The sequence below is a fragment of the Aeromonas ichthyocola genome (assembly GCF_046087985.1).
Lineage (GTDB): Bacteria > Pseudomonadota > Gammaproteobacteria > Enterobacterales > Aeromonadaceae > Aeromonas > Aeromonas rivipollensis.
Genome location: NZ_JBJSWH010000003.1, coordinates 48,427 through 70,145, shown reverse-complemented (window position 1 = coordinate 70,145; position 21,719 = coordinate 48,427). Strand labels below are relative to the sequence as shown.

Annotated in this window: 13 protein-coding genes, 1 other RNA gene and 5 pseudogenes; 6 read left to right on the top strand and 13 right to left on the bottom strand. The window is 62.6% G+C overall.

Translation table 11 applies throughout. The features are described from left to right. Positions 1–101: 101 nt before the first annotated feature. Positions 102–617: a hypothetical protein gene (locus tag ACF2JD_RS09055; RefSeq protein WP_408864557.1), complete on the bottom strand. Its 516-nt coding sequence runs from the start codon at positions 615–617 to the stop codon at positions 102–104. Positions 618–1,021: 404 nt separating this feature from the next. Next, on the bottom strand, positions 1,022–1,663 hold the full coding sequence (locus ACF2JD_RS09050) for a recombinase family protein (RefSeq protein WP_408864558.1): 642 nt from the start codon (positions 1,661–1,663) through the stop codon (positions 1,022–1,024). 619 nt (positions 1,664–2,282) lie between these two features. On the opposite strand from ACF2JD_RS09050, the gene ACF2JD_RS09045 reads away from it, so the two are divergent. Next, positions 2,283–2,966 (top strand): tetratricopeptide repeat protein, encoded by a 684-nt coding sequence (locus tag ACF2JD_RS09045; protein ID WP_440987238.1) that lies wholly within the window; start codon positions 2,283–2,285, stop codon positions 2,964–2,966. A 104-nt stretch (positions 2,967–3,070) separates the two neighbouring features. Here the strand turns inward: ACF2JD_RS09045 and ACF2JD_RS09040 are convergent, their stop codons facing one another. The 11 genes and pseudogenes from ACF2JD_RS09040 to ACF2JD_RS08990 all read right to left on the bottom strand — a co-directional run bounded on the left by ACF2JD_RS09040 (position 3,071) and on the right by ACF2JD_RS08990 (position 14,830). Further along, on the bottom strand, positions 3,071–3,778 hold the full coding sequence (locus tag ACF2JD_RS09040; RefSeq protein WP_411165871.1) for a toll/interleukin-1 receptor domain-containing protein: 708 nt from the start codon (positions 3,776–3,778) through the stop codon (positions 3,071–3,073). Between the two features lie 146 nt (positions 3,779–3,924). Beyond that, positions 3,925–5,102 (bottom strand): annotated as a pseudogene (locus tag ACF2JD_RS09035) (tyrosine-type recombinase/integrase). 97 nt (positions 5,103–5,199) lie between these two features. Then, an RNA gene (gene ffs / locus ACF2JD_RS09030) (signal recognition particle sRNA small type) lies at positions 5,200–5,296 on the bottom strand. A gap of 102 nt (positions 5,297–5,398) precedes the next feature. After that, positions 5,399–6,188 (bottom strand): annotated as a pseudogene (locus ACF2JD_RS09025) (sulfite exporter TauE/SafE family protein). A gap of 92 nt (positions 6,189–6,280) precedes the next feature. After that, the gene (gene arcD / locus ACF2JD_RS09020; protein WP_440987237.1) at positions 6,281–7,717 is read right to left on the bottom strand and encodes an arginine-ornithine antiporter; all 1,437 of its coding nucleotides are present in this window, start codon (positions 7,715–7,717) and stop codon (positions 6,281–6,283) included. Positions 7,718–8,104: 387 nt separating this feature from the next. Beyond that, positions 8,105–8,866, bottom strand: coding sequence for an SDR family oxidoreductase (locus ACF2JD_RS09015; protein WP_163148214.1), 762 nt, complete (start codon positions 8,864–8,866; stop codon positions 8,105–8,107). A 182-nt stretch (positions 8,867–9,048) separates the two neighbouring features. Continuing rightward, positions 9,049–9,960, bottom strand: a complete 912-nt coding sequence (gene mmsB, locus ACF2JD_RS09010; protein WP_440987236.1) for a 3-hydroxyisobutyrate dehydrogenase — start codon at positions 9,958–9,960, stop codon at positions 9,049–9,051. A gap of 58 nt (positions 9,961–10,018) precedes the next feature. Beyond that, a complete protein-coding gene (locus ACF2JD_RS09005) occupies positions 10,019–11,116 on the bottom strand; it encodes a 3-hydroxyisobutyryl-CoA hydrolase (protein ID WP_440987235.1) in 1,098 nt (365 codons plus the stop codon). After that, entirely contained in the window at positions 11,109–11,906 is a 798-nt protein-coding gene (locus ACF2JD_RS09000) for an enoyl-CoA hydratase (RefSeq protein WP_163148217.1), read from the bottom strand. The genes ACF2JD_RS09005 and ACF2JD_RS09000 overlap by 8 nt, the downstream gene beginning before the upstream one ends. A gap of 144 nt (positions 11,907–12,050) precedes the next feature. Further along, positions 12,051–13,208: an acyl-CoA dehydrogenase family protein gene (locus tag ACF2JD_RS08995; protein ID WP_171276076.1), complete on the bottom strand. Its 1,158-nt coding sequence runs from the start codon at positions 13,206–13,208 to the stop codon at positions 12,051–12,053. 110 nt (positions 13,209–13,318) lie between these two features. Next, the gene (locus tag ACF2JD_RS08990; protein WP_440987234.1) at positions 13,319–14,830 is read right to left on the bottom strand and encodes a CoA-acylating methylmalonate-semialdehyde dehydrogenase; all 1,512 of its coding nucleotides are present in this window, start codon (positions 14,828–14,830) and stop codon (positions 13,319–13,321) included. A 276-nt stretch (positions 14,831–15,106) separates the two neighbouring features. Between ACF2JD_RS08990 and ACF2JD_RS08985 the strand changes: the two genes are divergently transcribed. From ACF2JD_RS08985 to ACF2JD_RS08965, 5 genes and pseudogenes are all read left to right on the top strand, one after another. Beyond that, complete coding sequence (locus ACF2JD_RS08985; RefSeq protein WP_234570600.1) at positions 15,107–16,255, top strand: isovaleryl-CoA dehydrogenase; 1,149 nt, start codon at positions 15,107–15,109, stop codon at positions 16,253–16,255. 55 nt (positions 16,256–16,310) lie between these two features. Further along, positions 16,311–17,930, top strand: coding sequence for a carboxyl transferase domain-containing protein (locus ACF2JD_RS08980; protein WP_440987233.1), 1,620 nt, complete (start codon positions 16,311–16,313; stop codon positions 17,928–17,930). 11 nt (positions 17,931–17,941) lie between these two features. Beyond that, a pseudogene (locus tag ACF2JD_RS08975) lies at positions 17,942–18,791 on the top strand (enoyl-CoA hydratase-related protein). Continuing rightward, positions 18,788–20,756 (top strand): annotated as a pseudogene (locus ACF2JD_RS08970) (acetyl/propionyl/methylcrotonyl-CoA carboxylase subunit alpha). The pseudogenes ACF2JD_RS08975 and ACF2JD_RS08970 overlap by 4 nt, the downstream one beginning before the upstream one ends. Then, positions 20,753–21,719, top strand: a pseudogene (locus tag ACF2JD_RS08965) (hydroxymethylglutaryl-CoA lyase). The pseudogenes ACF2JD_RS08970 and ACF2JD_RS08965 overlap by 4 nt, the downstream one beginning before the upstream one ends.

Sequence of the window (21,719 nt, the reverse complement as noted above, 5' to 3'; positions counted from 1 at the left end):
GGTAGACAATGCTTTTTTGATAATCATCCCAGACCAAGATACCAAGACTGATGGGATCAGACTGTCCCTGTAAATAACGTCAGACTACCCTCAAATCAACCCTATGCTGCCTGACACTCCGACCAGACCGAGGAAAGATCTGACGGATTACTAAATAATGTCAGACTATTTCCAGTTGACCCCCTTCCTATCTGTTCCCCGAGTTCTAGCTTGTCGAGGTAGTAGTCGATTGACTTACTTGCACTGATCGCCGCATTGGTTAGCTGACTCACGTATTGCTTGCTGACAGAGCCCGCCATTCGAGGCTCAAGGTACGCCTTCACATTGGCATTGGTCAGCGTGGGGAAAGCCATGAGGAGCTTGATGATGAGTGTTGTATTTAAGGGTTTGCCGGTGTACTTCTCGGAGTTGTTCAACCTTGCAGCTCCGACAATCACATCATGGCACCAGCTTGGCAATTCGTAGATGGACGGGACTTTAAAGGGTATCAGCAACTCATCTTCCAACATGGGCGTACTGCTATAGCGGTAAAGCCATTGGCGGACAAAGCGATTATCGTGGGTAAATACAGGACGACCACGCTTAGGGGCAGCAATGGAATTAGTCAGTTCAATCATTCGGTTTTCTCTGGTTCGGTAGGTTTATCTCATGGCAGTTCTCCATTGGTCAGGGTTTAATTGGAGGCGATTTTACAAGGGAAGGATCACGAGGACAAGCTGGCAGGCTGTCCAAAACAGGGTGGGTAAGGGAAAGGGTCGATAGATTAGTTCTCTCCTATGGTCAGGGTTTATTCAAATCAGCTAAGCATCGGACAGGTGATAGGTTGCCCATGGATGGAGGCAGCGACAGGAAGCAGTCTCAGTGATCCTCTTTGATCATCCTAGGCCAGCACCTAGGCCACCCTATGGCCAGTTATACGATTGATCAGAGATCGTTTGGTGCGTGTAGTGGTCAACTAATGGTGGAAGATTGAATAAGGAAGCCGAGCTAGAGGAGCCCGACTCCTATTGATCTCGATAGGTTACTCGGATAGTTCCCCAGCCTCTCGCGCCTTCTTCAGCACTCGCATGACGGTAGCTCGTGACATACCAGTCATCTCCACAATGTCCCCCACTGATACGCCATTGCGCCTGAGATCAACCATGACTTTGTGCTTGGCAGCATCAGCGGTGCTTCCCCTGTACTTGCCCGCCTCCTTAGCCTTGGCGATGCCTTCAGCTTGTCGCCTTCTGCGATCCTCATAGTCTTTCCGAGCAAAGGCAGCAAGCAGTTCAAGCATCATCAGGTTCACAGCCCCAAGGATCCGCTGAGTCATGTCTGCGGCTCCAGCCTGTCCCTTGTCCATAGCTCCCCAAGAGGTAGGTAGATCCAGAGCTACTATACGCATCCCAGCATCTTCAACGGCTCGCTTGAGTTGCTGCCATTCGGATTCAACTAGACGGCTCAGGCGATCTACTTGCTCCAGTAGCAAGACGTCTCCAGGTTGAGCGTCAGCCAGCAGGCGGGTCAACTCGGGACGCTCCAAGTGTGCGCCTGAGACGTTCTCAGCATACCAAGCCGCTACCGTATGACCTCGCTCTTGGGCAAAGTCTGCAAGTGTCTGACGTGCCCGTTGTGCGTCTTGTTCCTGTGTACTGGCCCGCAGGTATGCCCTCACAAACATCTTTCCTCCTTAACCTCTCTCAGTCGTCATGCCAGTGGCTAGAAGGCTACACTGCCGTTGGCTGCGCGGTACTTCTGGTCGGTGGTCAGTATCGTGTCTTCGTTAGGTAGTGTCTCAATCAAGTAGGCTCATCGTAAATGTCTCATTGAAGTAGGGTCAATGATTTTTTTATCAGTGATTGTGGCACATCAACTATGTATCGCTGGTGTATACCCTAATGAGATAATTGAAGCGACCAGGGCAGCAGAGGGACAGGCCCAGCAATTGAGTCAAGGTAACGGCGTGATGATGGAGAGCGGGTTAAAGAGAGACGCCGCGAAGGGCAACAGGATGACGCAGGGGATCGCCTATGAGCTGGCGATAGGGAGGCTTAGGGCATACAGGAAGATGAGCTGGGGAGCATCTAGGTGATCACAGATACGGGACGGCAGGGAGACCGGCAGGCTGGCGAGGGGCACCCCACCGGGGGGTATTGGCTGGCTCGCTGGTACTCAAGAGTGGGCACAGACATTTTTCAGAATTTGCCAACTGCCTTACCAGCACTGTGACTCAATCAACGCATGCCGTTCAGTACTAGTGATACAGTGTGACGACTTGCAGTAGAACGGAGTTTTCAGGGATGAAAAGAGCAGTATTGGCGTTGCTTTTGGCTGGGCTTTGCTCTTTGGGAGCTATCGTTCAGGCGAATGAATGGGTGATTAAACCTATTGAAGAGGTCAAGCAAGCAGCAGCGCAGGGGGATGCCGAAGCGCAGTATGCCCTCGGGTTGATGTACGGCCTCCTCTATGTGGGAACAGATGAGTATCACAATCAGGATGAGGTTTGGTTCCGCAAGGCAGCAGAGCAGGGGCACCCTGAGGCTCAATACGAACTTGGAAGTATGTACGAAGGGGGGCGTGCTGGGGTCACACAGGATTACAGAATGGCTGTGGAGTGGTTCCGCAAGTCAGCAGAGCAGGGGCTCGCGAAGGCTCAGAACAGCCTCGCGGCGATGTACTATAGAGGCACTGGGATCACACAGGATTACCGTCTGGCTGTGGCTTGGTTCCGCAAGGCAGCAGAGAAAGGGAACTCGATGGCTCAATGGAACCTCGGGAGGATGTACAATAACGGCGCTGGGGTTACACAGAATTTCGAAATGGCGTATGTATGGTTTTCCGTTTCTGCCGCCAATGGCGATGTGTTAGGAACCCTTGCTGCAGAAGACAGGGACAGTACTGCCAAGAAGTTGACCCCAGCGGCTTTGGTAGACGCACAGACACTGGCTGCTCAGTTTTTTAAAAAGTATCAGCCAAAGGAGTGACCACTTCGGCCGATACAAACTAAGGGTCTCTTACTGAGTAAAGGGTTAGATCGCATTTTTACGAACAACAGCATCTGAATTGAGAACCTGTGTGGGCCGCCGAGCTAAACAGCGACCAGCTCAGCAATTTTTGCCGCGACAACTGACATTGAATCTTCTCCAGTGTCCAAGCCGCTTCGTGAAGCGAGCAAGGGGCTGACATTGCGGAGAGCTTCATACGTTGTGTTATGCACGATTGGAACGAGCTGGTTACCCGCCAAGAGTGCCGAAAGCTCTTTGTCAGCAACTCCCTCTCTGGGGAGTCTATTCAGCAGCGCAGGGGTCACCAGTACAAGTCCGATTCGTGAATTTGCTAAGCCCTTGTCGATGGCGCGCATCATAGGAACTCCGAGGCCAAGGTCCTTCTCGCTGAACCAAACTTTGACACCAACCGCCTCGAGTAAATCGTGTAGCTCTTTGGCTATACCCAGCCGGTCGTCCCACGCATGGCACAGGAAGACGTCACGAAGGTCAGGTTGCTCCGCAGCTCGTGTCTCAATAGTTTGTCGGATTGGCGTGAGTGACTGCACTTGGGCATACGTGTAGGACACGGACGAACCGGCTCGTGACCAGCGCGGCTTTGTGCTGTTGGACCCGCTGCTACCGGACCTACCGCCACTTCCCGACGAGGAAGATGACGAGCTGGAATAAGGACTGTAGTCACTGTAGCCACCGTAGCTACTGTGTCCACCGTAGCGACCACCGCATGCGGGGCAGTCTGCGGCTGCGGCCGCTGACCTATGTCCACGTACTGGTGCTGTGCATCTAGCCATGTTGCAATTCTCCCTATCAAATCGGATTACGTTGTTTTAGCTTCAATGCTAGTAATTGACTAAATTTCAGTAGCCTAGAACCGTCTGCGTTGATTTTTTGTACTAAAACACGGTTATAACCCAAATGGGGCTTCGCCTCAATTGATTCAGGAGTTAATAGTACTTGGTGAAATTGTACATAGAGCTAGTTCAATAGCCGCTTGCAACTTCTCCACTGCTACCCCGCCACCGTATCTGTCATAACTGATGGCACCATTGGTATGGCCTAGAATGGCTGCCGCGTACTGTAGCGGTACACCATGATCCTTTAACGCTGTTGCCACGGTATGCCGCAGGCTGTGGAAGTCTTTATCTACAGGACGATGACGGCTGAACCACTGGCCCCAGAGGTGGCTGTAACCATCTTGCCGATGGGGTAGTTCTGCAAACAACCGTCCCCCTGCCCTCTCAGCACAAACTCGATAAAGCCCGCCGCAATCAGCGATGAATGGATCGGCACAAGGCGAGCACTGTTAGCCGTTTTGAGTTTCTGGTCTGGACGACCGCCCCGAATGTTCAAGCACCATACGCCATCCACCTGTTGTACATCGTCAGCGTACAACTGACAGATCTCATTGGCTCTCGCTCCCGTATACATACCGAGTAACGCTACCCACTTGCGGTAAACCTGCTGCTGCCCTGCCCACACGACGAACTGCCGCCGCTCTTCTGCTGTGTACCCGCTTCTTGCATTGACCTCCTTCGCTCGCTGCAACTTGAGACCAGCGAAGTGATTAACGATGCCTTCGTGGTGATTGCCTAGCCAAACAAACAGCAGAGATAGCTTTTGGAGATACTTGTTGATAGTCGTCGGGCTCTTTCCTGAGTTCAGCAATTCGTCCTTGAACTTGACCACATCGGCCTTGCTGTACGCGGTGGGAGATCTATCCCCCAGCGCCTTGATGAAGTAGCCAATGTAGTTCTTCTGGTTGCTGAGTTCTTTGGGAGCCCATGACAGACCCTTCTCTTTCAGGTAACGCTCACTGAGTTCTGAGAGTACAGGGGATGAAGCCGCAGGAGCTGTTTGAGGGGCAGGATTGGCCGCTGAGGGTGTCTGTTGCGGTAGCCGCTGAGGCTCTGGCATGTAGTTTGGCTGAGGTTCTGGCTGGACAGCCACGGGCTTTACCCGAGAACGAGCGCAGGTAAGCAGCTGAGCCACTTGTTCACGAGCGACGAGCTTGTCCCGAGTACGGAGAGATTTCTTGATGTCTTTGCGGCGACCACAGGGGAGCACTGTCACCTTGCGGTAGTACCAGATACCTTGAGGACTGAGCCAGAGATTCACTATGAAGACTCCTGATCTATCCACACAAAGTGGATTACCAAGAGGTCTGAAGGGGGTTGTTAGTCGTAACTTATTGATTTTCAGAAACAGGTGGTGGCCCCACCAGCCACATCCCGGCACTCGAGTCCCCCGCCTTGGCTGCTACCTTCCGGTCCTGACCAGGTTGACGAGTTATCAATGCGAGAGGACCAATGGGACCACCGGCGAGGAGAATAGGCAAACTGGCCTGCCAATGCAATGGCTTTCTGCCAGGAGACGAACCGTTCGCCTTATTTTTCAACAATCTGCCGAATGGATCAGCTAAACAGCATGAATTTGGCCCCCACCACCAGCATCAGCAGGGCGAACGCCTGCTTGAGCCGCTTGGGAGAGAGGCGATGGGCCAGCTTGGCGCCGACGCGGGCAAACTGGGTACTGGTGAGCACTATGCCAAGCAGGGCCGGCAGATAGATGTAGCCGACACTCCACTCGGGCAGATCGGCGTGACCCCAGCCGGCATAGAGGTAGCTCAGGCTGCCCGCCAGGGCGATGGGCATGCTGCAGGCGGCGGAGGCCGCCACGGCGTTGCGCATGGGCACCGAGTTCCAGCTGAGGTAAGGCACCGTCATGGAGCCCCCCCCTATGCCAAACAGCGCCGAGAGCCAGCCGATGACGGTGCCCGCGATGCCGGTGCCGACCGGCCCTGGCATCTGGCGTTCCGCCTTGGGCTTGAGGTTCAGCCCCATCTGCAGGGCCATGGTCCAGGCGAAGCAGCCGATGATGATGTTGAGGGTGCTGGCGCTGAGCTGGCTGGCGGTCAGGCCGCCGGAGCCAGGCGCCGATGAACATGCCCGCCCCCAGGCGGCGGATCATCACCCAGTCGACGGCCCCCGCCTCCTGGTGTGCACGCAGGGAACTGAAGCCGGTGAAGATCATGGTTGGCAGGGAGGTACCGAGGGCGAGGTGGGTAATGATCTCCGGGGCCACCCCCTGGGCATGAAAGCTGAGCACCAGCACAGGCACTATGATGAGCCCGCCGCCGATCCCGAACAGTCCCGCCAGCATGCCCGCGAAGGCCCCCAACACCAGATAACCCACAAACAGCATAAAAATTCCTTATATAGCTAAATGGCGGTCTAGTTGACCGCCACTGCCCATAAAAAAAGAGATGGCGTCATGCCATCTCTTTATTGTGCCGATTAATGCAGGGGAATGGTACCGTCCATCACCTTGTAGAAGGCCAGCACGGCGCAACCGAGCAGGGCCGCCGTCATCCCGCGCTCCAGCCGGTTGAGGCTGCGCAGGCCATGGTGCTGGCGCGCCTTCCAGTAGATGAAGATGCCGGGGCTGTAGAGCAGCGCCACCAGCAGCAGGTACTCCACCCCGGCGGCATAGACCAGCCAGCAGCCGTAGACGGTGGCCACCAGGGCCAGCAGCAGATCACGCTTGCGCTGATGGGGCTGGTGCTCGTAGGTGGTGCCTTGCAGCGCCAGCTTGAGGCCATAGGCGCCGGAGAAGACGTAAGGCACCAGGGCCGCCGAGGTGGCGATGTTGACCAGCGCCAGATAGGTGCTGCTCTGGAAGTAGATGATGATGAGGAAGGCTTGCACCAGACAGGTGGAGCACCAGAGCGACACCTGGGGCGAGCCGTTCTTGTTCTCCTTGGCAAACCAGGCCGGGAAGACCCCTGTCTTGCCCGCTATGTAGGGTACTTCCGCCGCCAGCACAGTCCAGCTCAGCAGGGCCCCCATCACGGAGATCACCAGGCCTATGTTGATGAGCCAGGCGCCCCAGGGGCCGACCACAGCTTCCAGTATCATGGCGGTGGAGGGATTCTTGAGGGCCGCCAGCTGCGGCTGGTTCATCACCCCCAGCGAAAACAGGGTCACCATGACGTAGAGCGCCAGGGCGCCGAGCAGCGCCAGCACTGTGGCACGGCCCACGTCCTTGCGATGACGGGCACGGGCTGAGACCACCACGGCTCCCTCTATGCCGATGAAGACCCAGAGCGTCACCTTCATGGTGGACTTGACCTGATCTATCACGGAACCCAGCTCGGTGTTGCCCTGCCCCCAGATGTCCAGGGTGAAGGTCTCCATGTTGAAGGCGAGCAGGACGGCGACGCAGAAGACGATGAGGGGCACCATCTTGGCGATGGTGGTGACTATGTTCACCAGGGCCGCCACCTGGATGCCGCGCAGCACCAGGGCGTGCACCGACCAGATGAGGAGGGAGGCGAGGGTGATGGCGACCGGGGTGTTGCCGTCGCCGAAGATGACGTTGTCCGGCGTGTCTAAGAAGTAGCTCAGGGCGCTGAACACCACTATGGCGTAGGAGACGTTGGCCAGCAGCTGGCAGAGCCAGTAGCCCCAGGCGGCGTTGAAACCGACGAAGTCGCCGAAACCGGCCTTGGCGTAACTGAAGATGCCCCCATCGAGATCCGGGCGACGCATGGAGAGGTTCTGGTAGACCAGGGCGAGGCAGATCATGCCGATCCCGGTGATGGCCCAGCCCAGGGCGACGGCCCCGGCGCTGGCGTGCGCTGCGATGTTTTGTGGCAGACTGAAGACCCCGGCACCGACCATGGAGCCGATCACCAGCGAAATGAGGGCGCCGAGCCCTAGTTTCTTGTCCATCTCAAACCTGTTTTATTAAGCGGCGGCTGAGCATCCGTATTCATACAGCGCGCGACATGGGAGGGGCGATAAATCCGTACCCCGTGAAAAAGGCGGCAACTATATTGCATGACTATTCCGACCGCAATCCTTCGCAGTGCCAATCATGCACCGCCTTGACCGCGCGCAATTCTACAGCACTCACTCAGCTGGCCTGTGAGCTGGTTCAAATTCAGAAAGACCCGTTGATCTTTCACGTTTTTCCATGATGTCAGCCCTGTTTTTCACAGAAGCCCTGCATGCCCATGCAGCGGGCCGCCCTGGGCGTCAGGCAGGTCTTTGGGTTTAAACGGCCATAAAAATGCCCCTGTGCCAGTGGCAAGGGGCATGGGCGGATCGCCGCCGGGGTTAGAGTCGCAGACCGCCGTCGAGGTCTATGATACGCCCGGACAGGTAGTCGTTGGCGAGGATGAATTGCACCGTCTGGGCCAGTTGCTCCCCCTGCCCGAGGGCGCCGACCGGAATGGCCTGCTGCATCCGGGCCATGGCCTCCGGCTTCATGGCCGCCGTCATGTCGGTGGCAAAGACCCCGGGGGCTATGCCCATCACCCGGATGCCGTGGCGGGCCAGCTCCCGCCCCCAGGTCACCACCAGGGAGGCGACCCCCGCCTTGCTGGCGGCATAGTTGCTCTGGCCTATATTGCCCGCACGGGCGATGGAGGAGATGTTGATGATGACGCCCCCCTGCCCCCCTTTCGCCATCAAGGCCGCCCCCTCGCGGCCGCAGAGGAAGGTGCCGGTGAGGTTGACGTCGATGACGGCCTGCCACTGGGCCAGGCTCATCTTCTCCACCAGCGCCCCCTCTTTCACCTTGATGAGCATACCGTCGCGCAATATGCCGGCGCAGTTGACCAGGCCATGCAGGGCGCCGAGCTGCTCCTCCATGGCGGCAAAGGTCGCCTCCACCTCGGGCTCGTCCGCCACGTTGCAGACGAACAGGGCGCAGCGACCATCCCGGCTGCGCACCTCGGCCTCGGTCACCTCCAGATCGGCGCGGTTGACGTCGACCAGGGCCAATATGGCCCCCTGACTGGCCAGACGCAGGGCGATGGCGCGGCCGAGCCCCCGTCCCGCCCCCGTGATAGCGATGACTTTATCTGTGATATCCATAAATGCTCCTTGTTGCCTGGCCCCGGATGACGGGAAAGAATGAGTGGCAGGCTCCCGCGTCACATAGCGCCGGGCTTGTCTTGGGGTTTATCCAGATAGAGTTCGAGAATGCTGGAAAAATCCCGTGCGCCCTGCCCCTTCGCAGCGTGCAAATTGAAGAGAGTGATGAGAGGCCAGCGTTCTCACTTCTCACCCTGAGCTTTACCGAGATACAACGCCAGGATACTGGAGAAATCCTTGCTCTCCTGACCCTGGCTTGCGTGCAGGTTAAAGAGGTTGCGGGCCAGCGCCCCCATGGGCACGGCGCTGTGGGCGTGCTCGGCCAGCGCCATGGCGAGCCCCAGGTCTTTGACCATCAGCCGGGTCATGAAGCCCCCCTCATAGTTGCGGGACGCGGGGGCATTCTCCATCACCCCGGGCCAGGGGTTGTAGCGCTCCAGGCTCCAGTTGTTGCCCGAGCTCTTGCCCATGATGGTGGAGAGAACGCCCGGATCCAGCCCCTCCTTGACCCCGAGCGCCAGGGCCTCTGCGGTGCCCGCCATATGGATAGCGAGCAGCATGTTGTTGCACATCTTGGCGATCTGCCCCGCCCCGAGCGCCCCGGCATGGAACAGGTTCTGCCCCATGCTGGCCAGGATGGGTTTGGCCGCCTCGAAATCGGCGCTCTCGCCACCGACGATAAAGGTGAGGGTGCCCGCCGCGGCGCCAGCGACCCCGCCGGAGACGGGGGCATCGAGGAAACGGATGCCCCGCGTCTTCGCCGCCGCCCCCACAGCGCGGGCCGAGGCCACATCTATGGTGGAGCAGTCGATCACCAGGGCCCCCGTCGGCAAGGCCCCCAGCAGATCCTGGCCGCCTCCCTCCGACAGCCAGAGCCCGCGCACATGATCCCCGGCCGGCAGCATGCTGATGGCGACATCGCAGCCGGTGACCGCCTCCCGGGCATCCCCGGCGACGATGCAACCGGCCTTGATGGCCCGCTCCAGGCTCTCGGGCACCAGATCAAAGACCTGCACTGCATGGCCCGCCCTGGCGAGGTTCGCGGCCATGGGCCCTCCCATGTTGCCGAGCCCGATAAATCCAATCCTTGTCATTCTTTGCTCCTTGCTCAGTTCGTTATCCGGCAGCTCGGCCGGCGCGCCCTTGGCAGCGCTAGACCAGGGGATTGGTCCCCTCGGGCCAGCGATAGAAATCGTCGAGCCAGTCAGTGCCGGGCCGGGGCGGCTGCCAGCGGGGGGACTTGTCCTTGTCGATGAGCAGGGCCCGCACCCCTTCCACGAAATCCCCCTTGAGCACGCAGTTGACCGAGAGCGCCAGCTCGTCGGCAAACACCTCGGCCAGGGACTGACGGCGCGCCGTCCAGTACTGGCGCCAGAGGATGGCGCGGCTGATGGGGCTGCCGGTGCGGCAGGTGTCGCGGGCCCGGGCCAGGTCGGGCTCGTCCAGTTCGGCCCTGTCCAGCCTGTCCAGCACCCCTTGCAGGGTGCGTCCGGCCAGCAGGGCATGGATCCTGGCCTGATGGGGCAAGATCACGGGGGCCGGCAGCAGCTCGCCAGCCTCGGCGTGCAGCCCGCCCAGCAGCCTATCTATCTGCTCGCGTGGATCCCCCTGGTCGGCCCAGTCGAGGGCCGCGAGCCGCGCCGGCAGCTCGGCCCGCTCACGGCTCGCCATTGCGTGATCCGCAAGCCCCAACCCCAGGGCATCCGCCCCGTTGAAACGGGCGCCTGTGAGGCCAAGCCAGAGCCCGAGTCGCCCGGGCATGCGGCTCAAGAACCAGCTGGCCCCCACGTCCGGGTAGAGGCCTATGGTCACCTCCGGCATGGCGAACAGGCTCGTCTCGGTCACCACTCGAAAATCGGCGCCGGCAAAGAGACCGATACCGCCCCCCATGCAGATGCCATCCGCCACGCAGATGAGGGGTTTGGTGTAGCTGTGGATATGGTGATCCAGCCTGTATTCCTGCTCAAAAAAGTCGCGGGCATAGGCAAAGAGCGCCTGCTTGCTCTCCTCCTGCCGGCGGTAATAGAAGGAGCGAATGTCGCCACCGGCGCAGAATGCCTTCTCTCCGGCCCCCTGCAACAGCACGCAGACCACGGCCGGGTCCTGCTCCCACGCGGTGAGCGCCCCTTGCAGGCGCTGGATCATCGGCAGGCTCAGGGCGTTGAGGGAGGCGGGGCTGTCCAGGGTCAGGATGCCGATGAGGTGCCCGTCCGCAGTGGGATGGGTTGCCAGGCGCACGGGTTCAGTCATGGGACTCTCCCGCGCTCTTGTCATAGCGCCAGCGCGGGGCACGCTTCTCGAGGAAGGCCGCCACCCCCTCGCGCTGGTTGGCATCGTCAAACAGGGCGAGGAACAGGCTGCGCTCCAGGGGCAGGGCCGCATCTCTGTGGCCGCTGCGCCCCTGGTTGATGAGCCGCTTGCAGGCGCGCAGGGCGCTGGGGCTCTGGCGCTCCACCCGCTGCGCCATCTGCTGCGCCGCCGTCCAGGCGTGCCCTTCGGTCACCACCTCCTCCACCAGCCCCATCTCGTAGGCCAGGGTGGCGCTCACCTTCTCGCCACAGAGGATCATCCGCTTGGCCCAGCCCGGCCCCACCAGCTCGGTGAGCCGCTGGGTGCCGCCGGCGCAGGGTAGCAAACCCACCGAGGCCTCAGGCAACCCCAGCAGCGCCTGCTGCTCGGCGATGCGAATGTCGCAGGCCAGCGCCACCTCGAGGCCCCCCCCCATGGCAAAGCCATTGATGGCGGCTATGCTCACCCCGTGGAAGCGGGCCAGCGCCTCGAAGGCGCGACCGAAGGCCTCTGCCACTTCGCGGGCGTGCTCCACATTGCCGTCGGCAAACATCTTGAGATCGGCGCCGGCGCAGAAGAACTTGTCCCCCGCCCCGCGGATCACCAGCGCCACCACATCGGGGCGGCTGTCGAGCTCCACCATCATCTGCAGGAAGGCCTGCAGGCTGGCGAGGGTCCAGGTGTTGGCGGGCGGATGATCCAGGGTGATGTAGGCCACGTGACCGTGATATTCGAGCCTGATCCTTGTCATTGCATTGTCCTTGTGAATAATCCTGCCCCGCCATGATGACAGGGTTGAATGGAGCCGAAATTCGGCTGGCTCACAAAGCCTGACGACGGCGCGGCGCCTGTCCACCGCCCCCCGGCAACAAGAGACGGAGGACGCGCTGCCCCCCTACTCCAGCGACAGGCCGGGATCCCCCAGCAGACGGCGGGCGATGATGAGTCGCATCACTTCGTTCGTGCCTTCCAGAATGCGGTGCACCCGGGTGTCGCGCAGGTAGCGCTCGAGCGGGTACTCGCGGATATAACCATAGCCACCAAAGAGTTGCAGGGCCTCATCGCAGACGCGATAACCCACGTCTGTGGCAAAGCGCTTGGCCATGGCGCACCAGGCGCTCTTGTCCGGGCTGCCGCTGTCGAGCTTGGCGGCGGCCTGGCGCACCAGCAGGCGGGCGGCGGCGAGTTCGGTGGCCATGTCGGCGAGGCGGAACTGCACGCTCTGGAATTCGCTGATCGGGTGTCCAAATTGCTGGCGCTGCTGCACATGGGCCAGGGCGTCGTCCAGCGCCTGCTGGGCTGTGCCCAGCGAGCAGCTGGCGATGTTGATGCGCCCCCCATCGAGCGCCTGCATGGCAAACCTGAACCCTTCCCCCTCCTCCCCCAGCCGGTAGCGGGCAGGAATGCGCACGGCGCTGAAATTCACCTCCCGGGTCGGCTGGCTGTTCCAGCCCATCTTCTCCTCCGCCTTGCCATAGCTCACACCCGGCGTCTCGGCGGGCACCATAAAGGCAGATATCCCCTTGGCCCCCTCGCCCCCGGTGCGGGCCATCACCACCAGCACCTCTGTGCTGCCCGCCCCCGAGATGAAGACCTTGCTGCCGTCGATGAGGTAGTCATCGCCGTCCCGCACCGCACGGGTCTTGAGGGCGGCGGCGTCCGATCCCGCCCCCGCCTCGGTGAGGCAGTAAGAGCCCAGCAGCTCGCCGCTGGCCAGCCTCGGCACCCACTCTGCCGCCACCTCGGCCGGCAGCCAGCTGCCCAGCATCCAGCTCACCATGTTGTGTATGGTCAGGTAAGCCGTGGTGGAGGTGCAACCCATGGCCAGGCGCTCGAAGATGAGGCTGGCGTCGAGCCGGCTCAAGCCGAGCCCGTCATATTGCTCCGGGGTGTAGAGGCCGCACAGGCCCAGCGCCGCCGCCTGCTTGATGGTGGGGATGGGGAATTCGTGCTCCCTGTCCCAGCGCGCGGCGTGGGGCTTGAGCGCCAGATCGGCGAAGGCACCGGCCGAGTCGACACAGGCCCGTTGGGATTCGGTCAGGGTAAAATCCATCTTGTTCGCTTCCTCGTTATCTCGATTGCTTGTCGCAGATCCACCGTTCACCACAGGGGGATAGCCATGGTGGGCGTCGGCGGGAGTGCCGTCGACCCATCGGCCACACCTCACCGCAGGTGGATGGTCATGTTGGGTCCGGTCGGTATGTCCTCATCGAACCAGCGCTCGGTCACCGTCTTGGTCTCTGTGTAGAAACGCACCGCCTGCTTGCCATAGGCGTGCAGATCCCCGTAGAAGGAGCCGCGCCAGCCGGTGAAGGAGAAGAAGGGCAGCGGCACCGGAATGGGCACGTTGATCCCCACCTGACCCACCGCCACCTCGTGGCGGAACTTGCGGGCCGCGGCGCCGCAACCGGTGAAGATGGAGGTGCCGTTGCCATAGGGGTTGTCGTTGATGAGGGCGAGCGCCTCGTCCAGGCTCTCCACCTCCAGGCAGGCGAGCACGGGGCCGAAGATCTCCTCCTTATAGATGCGCATCTCGGGCGTCACGCCGCGAAACAGGGTCGGCCCCACCCAGTTGCCCACCGGGTAACCGGGCACGTCGCAAAAACGCCCGTCCAGCAGACACTGGGCCCCCTCGGCCATGCCTGCTTCAATCAGCCCCTCGACTCGTACCTTGGCTTCAGGGCTGATAAGGGGGCCATAGGCAGCTTGCGGATCGTGCCAGACACCCGGCTTGACCCTGGCAAACTCGGCGGCGAGATCCGGGATCCAGTCGCGGGCACTACCCACGAAGACCGCCACGCTGATGGCCATGCAACGCTGACCGGCGGCGCCCACCCCGGCCCCCACCAGGTTGCTCAGCACCTGTGCCTTGTTGGCATCCGGCATGATCACCATGTGGTTCTTGGCGCCGACAAAACACTGGGCGCGCTTGAGGTGGTCGGTGGCGGTGCGATAGACATGGGCCCCGACCCGGGCAGAGCCCACGAAGCTCACCGCCTTCACGTCCGGGTGGGCGAGCAGCGCATCCACCTGCTCGGCGCCGCCGTGCACCACGCTGAGGATGCCCGCTGGCGCCCCCGCCTCGGTGAACAGCTCGGCCAGCCGCATGGGGGTCAGGGGATCCTGTTCAGAAGGTTTGAGCACGAAGCCGTTGCCGCAGGCCACCGCCAGGGGGAACATCCAGAGCGGTATCATGGCGGGGAAGTTGAACGGCGTGATACCGACGCAGACCCCCAGCGGCTGCACCCAGGAGTGGCCATCCACCCGGCGCGCCACGTTGCCCATGGTCTCCCCCAGGGTCTGGCTGGCGACGCCGCAGGCCTGCTCCACCACCTCGATGCCGCGCCACACATCTCCCCTGGCGTCCGCCAGATTCTTGCCCGTCTCCTGGGCCAGCAGGGTCGCCAGCTCGTCGTGATGGGCTTTGAGCAGATGCTGGTAGTTGAACATGACCCGGGCCCGCTCAGGGGCCGGCACCTCCCGCCACAGCAGGTAGGCGTCGTGAGCGCGGCGCACCGCAAGCTCCACCTCGGCCGGGGTGGCTCTCGGTACCCGCGCCAGCAGGCTCTGATCCGCCGGGTTGGTCACCTCGATCCAGGACTCGCTCGCGGAAGGGTACGCCTCGCCGCCAATATAAAGCGGCAGATCCCCGTACTGGGTATGGTGTTGGCTCATACCGCACTCTCCTTGGCTGTCCGGTGGCTGGCACTGTGCCAGAGCCCCTCAGGCAGGCCGGCAGACCGGATGCACTCGCTGATCATCTTGCTCACTCCTTGCGTTTGCCCGCTCGGGGCTATGCCCCTTGCAGTCGGCACTCAACGAATTTACCTTAGACTAACAACTCATTTACGTTTACGCTAACGTAAACTTAAATCACGAATGGACTGACCAGTTTTCCCTCCGTTTCGGAGGCGCGAGATTGGTGAGCACCAGAGACCAAGGAGAGCAAGGATGCATGCCCTGATGGATGAAACCCTCCGCGCCCTGACCGAGCAGGTCGAGGCCTTCTGCCAGAAAATGATCGCCCCGCGCGCCGCCGAGATTGACCAGAGCAACGCCTTCCCCCGCGACCTCTGGCCCCTGATGGGTGAGCTCGGGCTCCACGGCATTACGGTGGCGGAAGAGTATGAGGGGGTGGATCTGGGTTATCTCGCCCATGTGCTGGTGATGGAGCAGGTGAGCCGTGCCAGCGCCTCGGTCGGCCTCTCCTACGGCGCCCACTCCAACCTCTGCATCAACCAGATCCACCGCCACGGCACCCCTGATCAGAAGGCCCGCTACCTGCCCGATCTGGTCAGTGGCAAGCACGTGGGGGCGCTCGCCATGAGCGAGCCGGGGGCCGGTTCCGACGTGGTCAGCATGCGGCTCACCGCGGTGCGCGAGAATGATCACTATGTGCTGAACGGCAACAAGATGTGGATCACCAACGGCCCGGATGCGGACACCTTCGTCATCTATGCCAAGACGGATGCCAATGCCGGGGCCAAGGGGATCTCCGCCTTTATCGTCGAAGCGGGCACCCCGGGGTTCACCACGGCCCAGAAGCTCGACAAGCTCGGCATGCGCGGCTCCAGCACCTGCGAGCTGGTGTTCGACAACTGCCCCGTGCCGGCAGAGAACCTGCTAGGCGCCCTGCACGGCGGGGCCCGGGTACTGATGAGCGGCCTCGACTACGAGCGGGTGGTGCTGGCCGCCGGCCCCCTTGGCATCATGCAGGCCTGCATGGACGTGGTGCTCCCCTATGTGCGCGAACGCAAGCAGTTCGGCCAGGCCATCGGCGATTTCCAGCTGGTGCAGGGCAAGCTCGCCGACATGTATACCCGGCTCGCCAGCAGTCGCGCCCTGGTCTATTCGGTGGCGAGCGATTGCGATCTGGGCCATACCAGCCGCAAGGATTGCGCCGCCGCCATCCTCTTTGCCGCCGAGAATGCCACCCAGATGGCGCTCGATGCCATCCAGTTGCTCGGCGGTAATGGCTATATCAACGAATACCCCACCGGCCGCCTGCTGCGGGACGCCAAGCTCTACGAGATAGGGGCCGGCACCTCGGAGATCCGCCGCTGGCTCATCGGCCGCGAGCTGATGGGAGAGAACGCATGATGCTTCTCTCTTTGCCCCCTGCCATTGGCAGCAACAACCAGATGGGAGAGAACCCATGAGCCAGATCCACTCCCGCCTGGATACCACGAGCGCCGACTTTGCCGCCAATCGGGAGGCCATGCAGACCCTGGTGGCCGATCTCAACGCCCGCCTCGCCGAGATAGCCCAGGGCGGCGGCGCGGCCAACAACGCCCGCCATCAGGGCCGTGGCAAGCTGCTGCCCCGCGAGCGCATCAATCAGTTGCTGGACCCGGGCTCCCCCTTCCTCGAGCTCTCGGCACTGGCTGCCTGGCAGGTCTATGAGGAGCCCGTGCCCGCCGCTGGCATCATCACCGGGCTCGGCCAGATTGCGGGCCGGCTCTGCCTGCTGGTGGTGAACGACGCCACCGTCAAGGGGGGCACCTACTACCCGCTCACGGTGAAAAAGCACCTGCGGGCACAGGCCATCGCCGAGCGGCTGCGCCTCCCCTGCCTCTATCTGGTGGATTCCGGCGGTGCTTTCCTCCCCATGCAGGACGAGGTGTTCCCCGACCGGGAGCATTTTGGCCGCATCTTCTACAACCAGGCCCGCATGTCGGCCCAGAACATCCCCCAGCTCGCCGTGGTGATGGGGCTCTGCACCGCAGGGGGCGCCTATGTGCCCGCCATGGCGGATGAGTCCATCATGGTCAGGGAACAGGCCACCATCTTCCTGGCGGGCCCGCCCCTGGTCAAAGCCGCCACCGGCGAGGAGATCAGCGCCGAAGCCCTGGGGGGGGCCCTGGTGCACTGCGCCCACTCCGGGGTGGCCGACCACCTGGCCGAAGACGATGCTCATGCCCTGGCCATAGCCCGCACCCTGGTGAGCAATCTGGGGGAAAACAGCCTGCCAACCTCGGGTTTGCCTTCAGGCCACCCAAGCTACGATGAGCCCCTCTACCCCATAGAGGAGCTCTACGGCCTGGTGGGCACCAGCCTCAAGCGCCCCTATGATGCCCGGGAGCTCATCGCCCGCCTGGTGGATGGCTCCGTGTTCGACGAATTCAAGGCCCTGTTCGGCACCACGCTCGTCACCGGGTTCTCCCGCATCCAGGGTATGCCGGTGGGGATACTCGCCAACAACGGCGTGCTCCACAGCGACAGCGCCCAGAAAGGTGCCCACTTTATCCAGCTCTGTAACAAGCGTGCCATTCCCCTGCTGTTCCTGCAGAACATCACCGGCTTTATGGTGGGAAGCCAAGCCGAGCGGGAGGGCATCGCCAAGCACGGCGCCAAGCTGGTCACCGCCGTGGCCTGCAGCAGGGTGCCCAAAATAACCCTGCTCGTCGGGGGCAGCTTTGGCGCCGGCAACTACGGCATGTGCGGCCGCGCCTATGAGCCCGATTTTCTGTTCAGCTGGCCCAACAGCCGCATCTCCGTCATGGGAGGCGAGCAAGCTGCCGGGGTGCTGGTGCAGGTGCGCCGGGACAAGCTGGCGGCCGACGGCAAGACCCTGGGGGAGCAGGAGGCGGACGCCATCCGCGCCCCCGTTATCGCGCAATATGAACGCCAGGGGCACCCCTACTACGCCAGCGCAAGGCTCTGGGATGACGGCGTCATCGATCCCGTCCAGAGCCGCACCGTGCTGGCCCTGGCGCTGGCCGCCTGCCAGGGGGCCAAGCCCGGGCCCGAGCAATACGGCATCTTCAGGATGTAAGGAGCAAAACGATGTCAGATCCACTCACTTCCTCAGCACCTCCCAGACCCCGTTTCGGCTGGAACGGCACGGCCCGCTGGCCGAGCTGGTGCTGTCGCGCCCGGCCCGCCACAACGCCTTTGATGCCGACCTGATGCTGGGGCTGCTCGACTGCCTCGACGATCTGGCCCATCTCCATGGTCATGATCTCGCCGAACGCCCCCACGCCCTGCTGCTGCGGGCAGAGGGCAAACACTTTTGCGCGGGCGCCGACCTCAACTGGATGCGCAACCTGGCCCACGCCGATTTCGAGCACAACCGGGAGGATGCCCGGGTACTGGCGCGGCTGATGCAGACCCTGGACGAGCTCCCCTTCCCCACGGTGGCGCTGGTGCAAGGGGCCGCCTATGGCGGAGCGCTGGGCCTCATCTGCGCCTGCGACATGGTGCTGGCCAGCGACGATGCCCGCTTCTGCCTCTCCGAGGTGAGCCTGGGCCTGGTGCCCGCGGTGATCAGCCCCTACGTGGTGCGCGCCATGGGGATGCGTCAGGCGCGCCGCTACATGCTCAGCGCCGAGCCGTTCGATGCCATCACCGCCTGTCGGCTCAATGTGGCGCACCAACTCTGCAAACCGGAGAAGCTGCTGGCGGAGGGACGGGCGCAGGCCCTGCGTCTGTGCCGCAACGGGCCGGAGGCGATGAAAGAGACCAAACGACTGCTGGCCGCCATAGAGGCCCACCTTCCCGCCTGCACGAAGAGAAAACCGTCGAGACCATCGCCCGGGTGCGGGTCGGGCTCGAAGCCCAGGAGGGGATGCAGGCCTTCTTCGACAAACGCCCTCCCGCCTGGCGCCCCCGTTTCAAGGACGAGTGTGGAGCATGACCCATCACACTCAGATTAAGCGCCTGCTGATCGCCAATCGCGGCGAAATCGCCGTGCGCATCATCAAGACGGCCCGAAACGCCTCGGCATTCACACCATCGCCCTCTACTCGGACGCCGACGCCCACGCCATGCACACCCGTCTGGCCGATGAGGCCTGGCATCTGGGGCCCGCACCGGCCAGAGAGAGCTACCTCGACACCGGCAAGGTGCTGAAGATTGCCCAAGAGGCGCGCGCCGATGCCATCCATCCCGGTTACGGCTTTCTGTCGGAAAACAGCGATTTTGCCACCGCCTGCGAACAGCGCGGCCTGCGCTTTGTCGGCCCAAGCGGCGCCGCCATTCTCGCCATGGGCGACAAATCGGGCGCCAAGGCGCTGATGCAGGCAGCCGGCGTGCCGGTGCTGCCCGGCTATCACGGCACGGATCAGCGGCCGGACTTTTTGCGCGATCAGGCGAGCCAGATTGGCTTCCCGCTCCTTATCAAGGCGGCCAGTGGCGGCGGTGGCAAGGGGATGCGCCGGGTCGATCAGCTGGCCGACTTTGACGAGCCGCTGGCGGCAGTCAAACGGGAAGCCCTGGCCGCCTTCGGGGATGACAGTGTGCTGCTCGAGCGCTACCTCGCCCGCGCCCGCCACGTGGAGGTGCAGGTCTTCGCCGATACCCTCGGCAACGTCACCTACCTGGGGGACAGGGACTGCTCCTTGCAGCGCCGCCACCAGAAGGTAATCGAAGAGGCCCCCGCCCCCAACATAGCCCCGGCGCTGCGCCGCGCCATGGGCGAGGCGGCCGTGGCCGCCGCCCGGGCCATCGACTATGTGGGGGCCGGTACCATCGAATTTCTGCTGTGCGGGGAGGCGTTCTTCTTCATGGAGATGAACACCCGGCTGCAGGTGGAGCACCCTGTCACCGAGGCCGTCACCGGCCAGGATCTGGTGGCCTGGCAGCTGGCAGTCGCCGAGGGCAAGCCCCTGCCGCTCACCCAGGAGGAAGTGGTGCTGCGCGGCCATGCCGTGGAGGCGCGCCTCTACGCCGAGGACGTAGGCGCAGGCTTCTTGCCCGCCAGCGGCCCCATCCATTGGCTGCACTGGCCACAGGGGGTACGCATCGACACCGGGGTCACCGCGGGCGATGAGGTGAGCCCCTATTACGATCCCATGATCGCCAAGCTGGTCGCCCACGGCCAGAGCCGCGCCGAGGCCTTTGCCAAGCTGGCCGATGCCCTGGCGGCCCTGAGTCTCGGCCCCCTGGTGCACAACGGCCCACTGCTGCTGCGCCTGTGTGAGGAGCCGGACGTGCTGGCAATGGCGCACCACACCCAGTGGCCCATCCCCACCACAGCACAGCCCATTCCTGAGCTCGCCTGGCCGCTGGCCACCCTCTGGCTGGCGAGCCGCACTGCGGCCCTCCCCTGGCAGCAAGCCTGCGGATTTCGGCTGGGGCCGGATCGCAGCTGGACAGCAGCGGTGCGCATCGGTGATGAGCACCGGGTATTGACCCTTAACGAGCGGGGCGGCCAGTTTGAGTGGCAAGGGGAGACCCATTGCTACCAGCTCGGTGATGATCATATCCGGCTGCAGCAGGGCGGGCTGCTGGCAGCAGATCCCCATTCAGACCCTCGCAGGCCGGAGGCAACCTTCATCATGACAACTGGCGGGCAGCGCATCCGCTTCGCGGCCGATGATCAGCAGCACAGCCACCACCATGATCAGGCAGATGAGAAGGCGCAGGGCGCCATCGCCCCCATGCACGGCATCGTAGTGGCGTACTGGTCGAGCAGGGGCAAACAGTCAGCAAGGGGCAACCCCTGCTGGTGCTGGAGGCGATGAAGATGGAACACCAGTCCTCGTGCAGAGCGGGACGGGGTAATTGAAGCCCTGCAGTGCAAACAGGGCGAGCAGGTAAGCCAGGGCGCCGTGCTGGTGCGCTTTGCCGAAAAGATACCGCACAGGAGGAACACCCATGAACCGAGCACAGGAGAGCCGGACGACAAGGTCAGTCTGGTGGAGATGGGGCCGCGAGATGGCCTGCAAAATGAAGCCGCCCCCTCTCGCTGGTGCAGCGGCTGGAGCTGATCCAGCGCCTTACCGACAGCGGTCTGCAGCGCATCGAGGTCGGCGCCTTTGTCTCTGCCAAAAAGGTGCCGCAGATGGCGGACTCCGCCGCACTTTTTGAGGCCCTGCCCCGCAAGGGAGCGACTCGTTACGGCGCCCTGGTGCCCAATTTGCAGGGCTTGCAGGCCGCGATCCAGGCCAGGGTCGACGAGATTGGCCTCTTCACAGCCTGCTCAGACGGCTTCACCCGCGCCAATATCGGCATCAGCGTGGAGGAATCCCTGGTGCGCTTCGCCCCGCTGGTGGCTGAGGCGCGCCGCCTCGGCATCAAGGTGCGGGGATACCTTTCCACCGTCATCGCCTGCCCCTATGACGGCCCGACCCGCCCGAAACGGGTCGCCGCCCTGGCCGAGCGGCTGCTGGATCTCGGCTGTCACGAGATCTCCCTTGGTGACACCATAGGAGTCGGCACCCCGGGCACTGTGGCGCCCATGCTGGATGCTGTGCTGCACGAAGTCCCGGCCGGCCGGCTCGCGGTGCACTTTCACGATACCTATGGCCAGGGGCTCGCCAACCTGCTGCCGGCGCTCGAGCGCGGCATCCGCACCATAGACTGCTCTGTGGCGGGGCTCGGCGGCTGCCCCTATGCCCCCGGCGCCTCCGGCAACGTTGCCTCGGAAGAGGTGGTTTACCTGCTGCACGGCCTTGGCATGAGCACAGGAGTGAACCTCGACAAGCTGGCCGCCACCGGCCAGTGGGTGAGCGAGCAGCTCGGCCGCCCCAACGGCTCCCGGGTCGGGCAGGCGCTCCATGCCAATGCCGAGCGGCTGCGCGCCCGCCTCTGCCAGCCACACGCCCAGCAACAGGAGTCATGA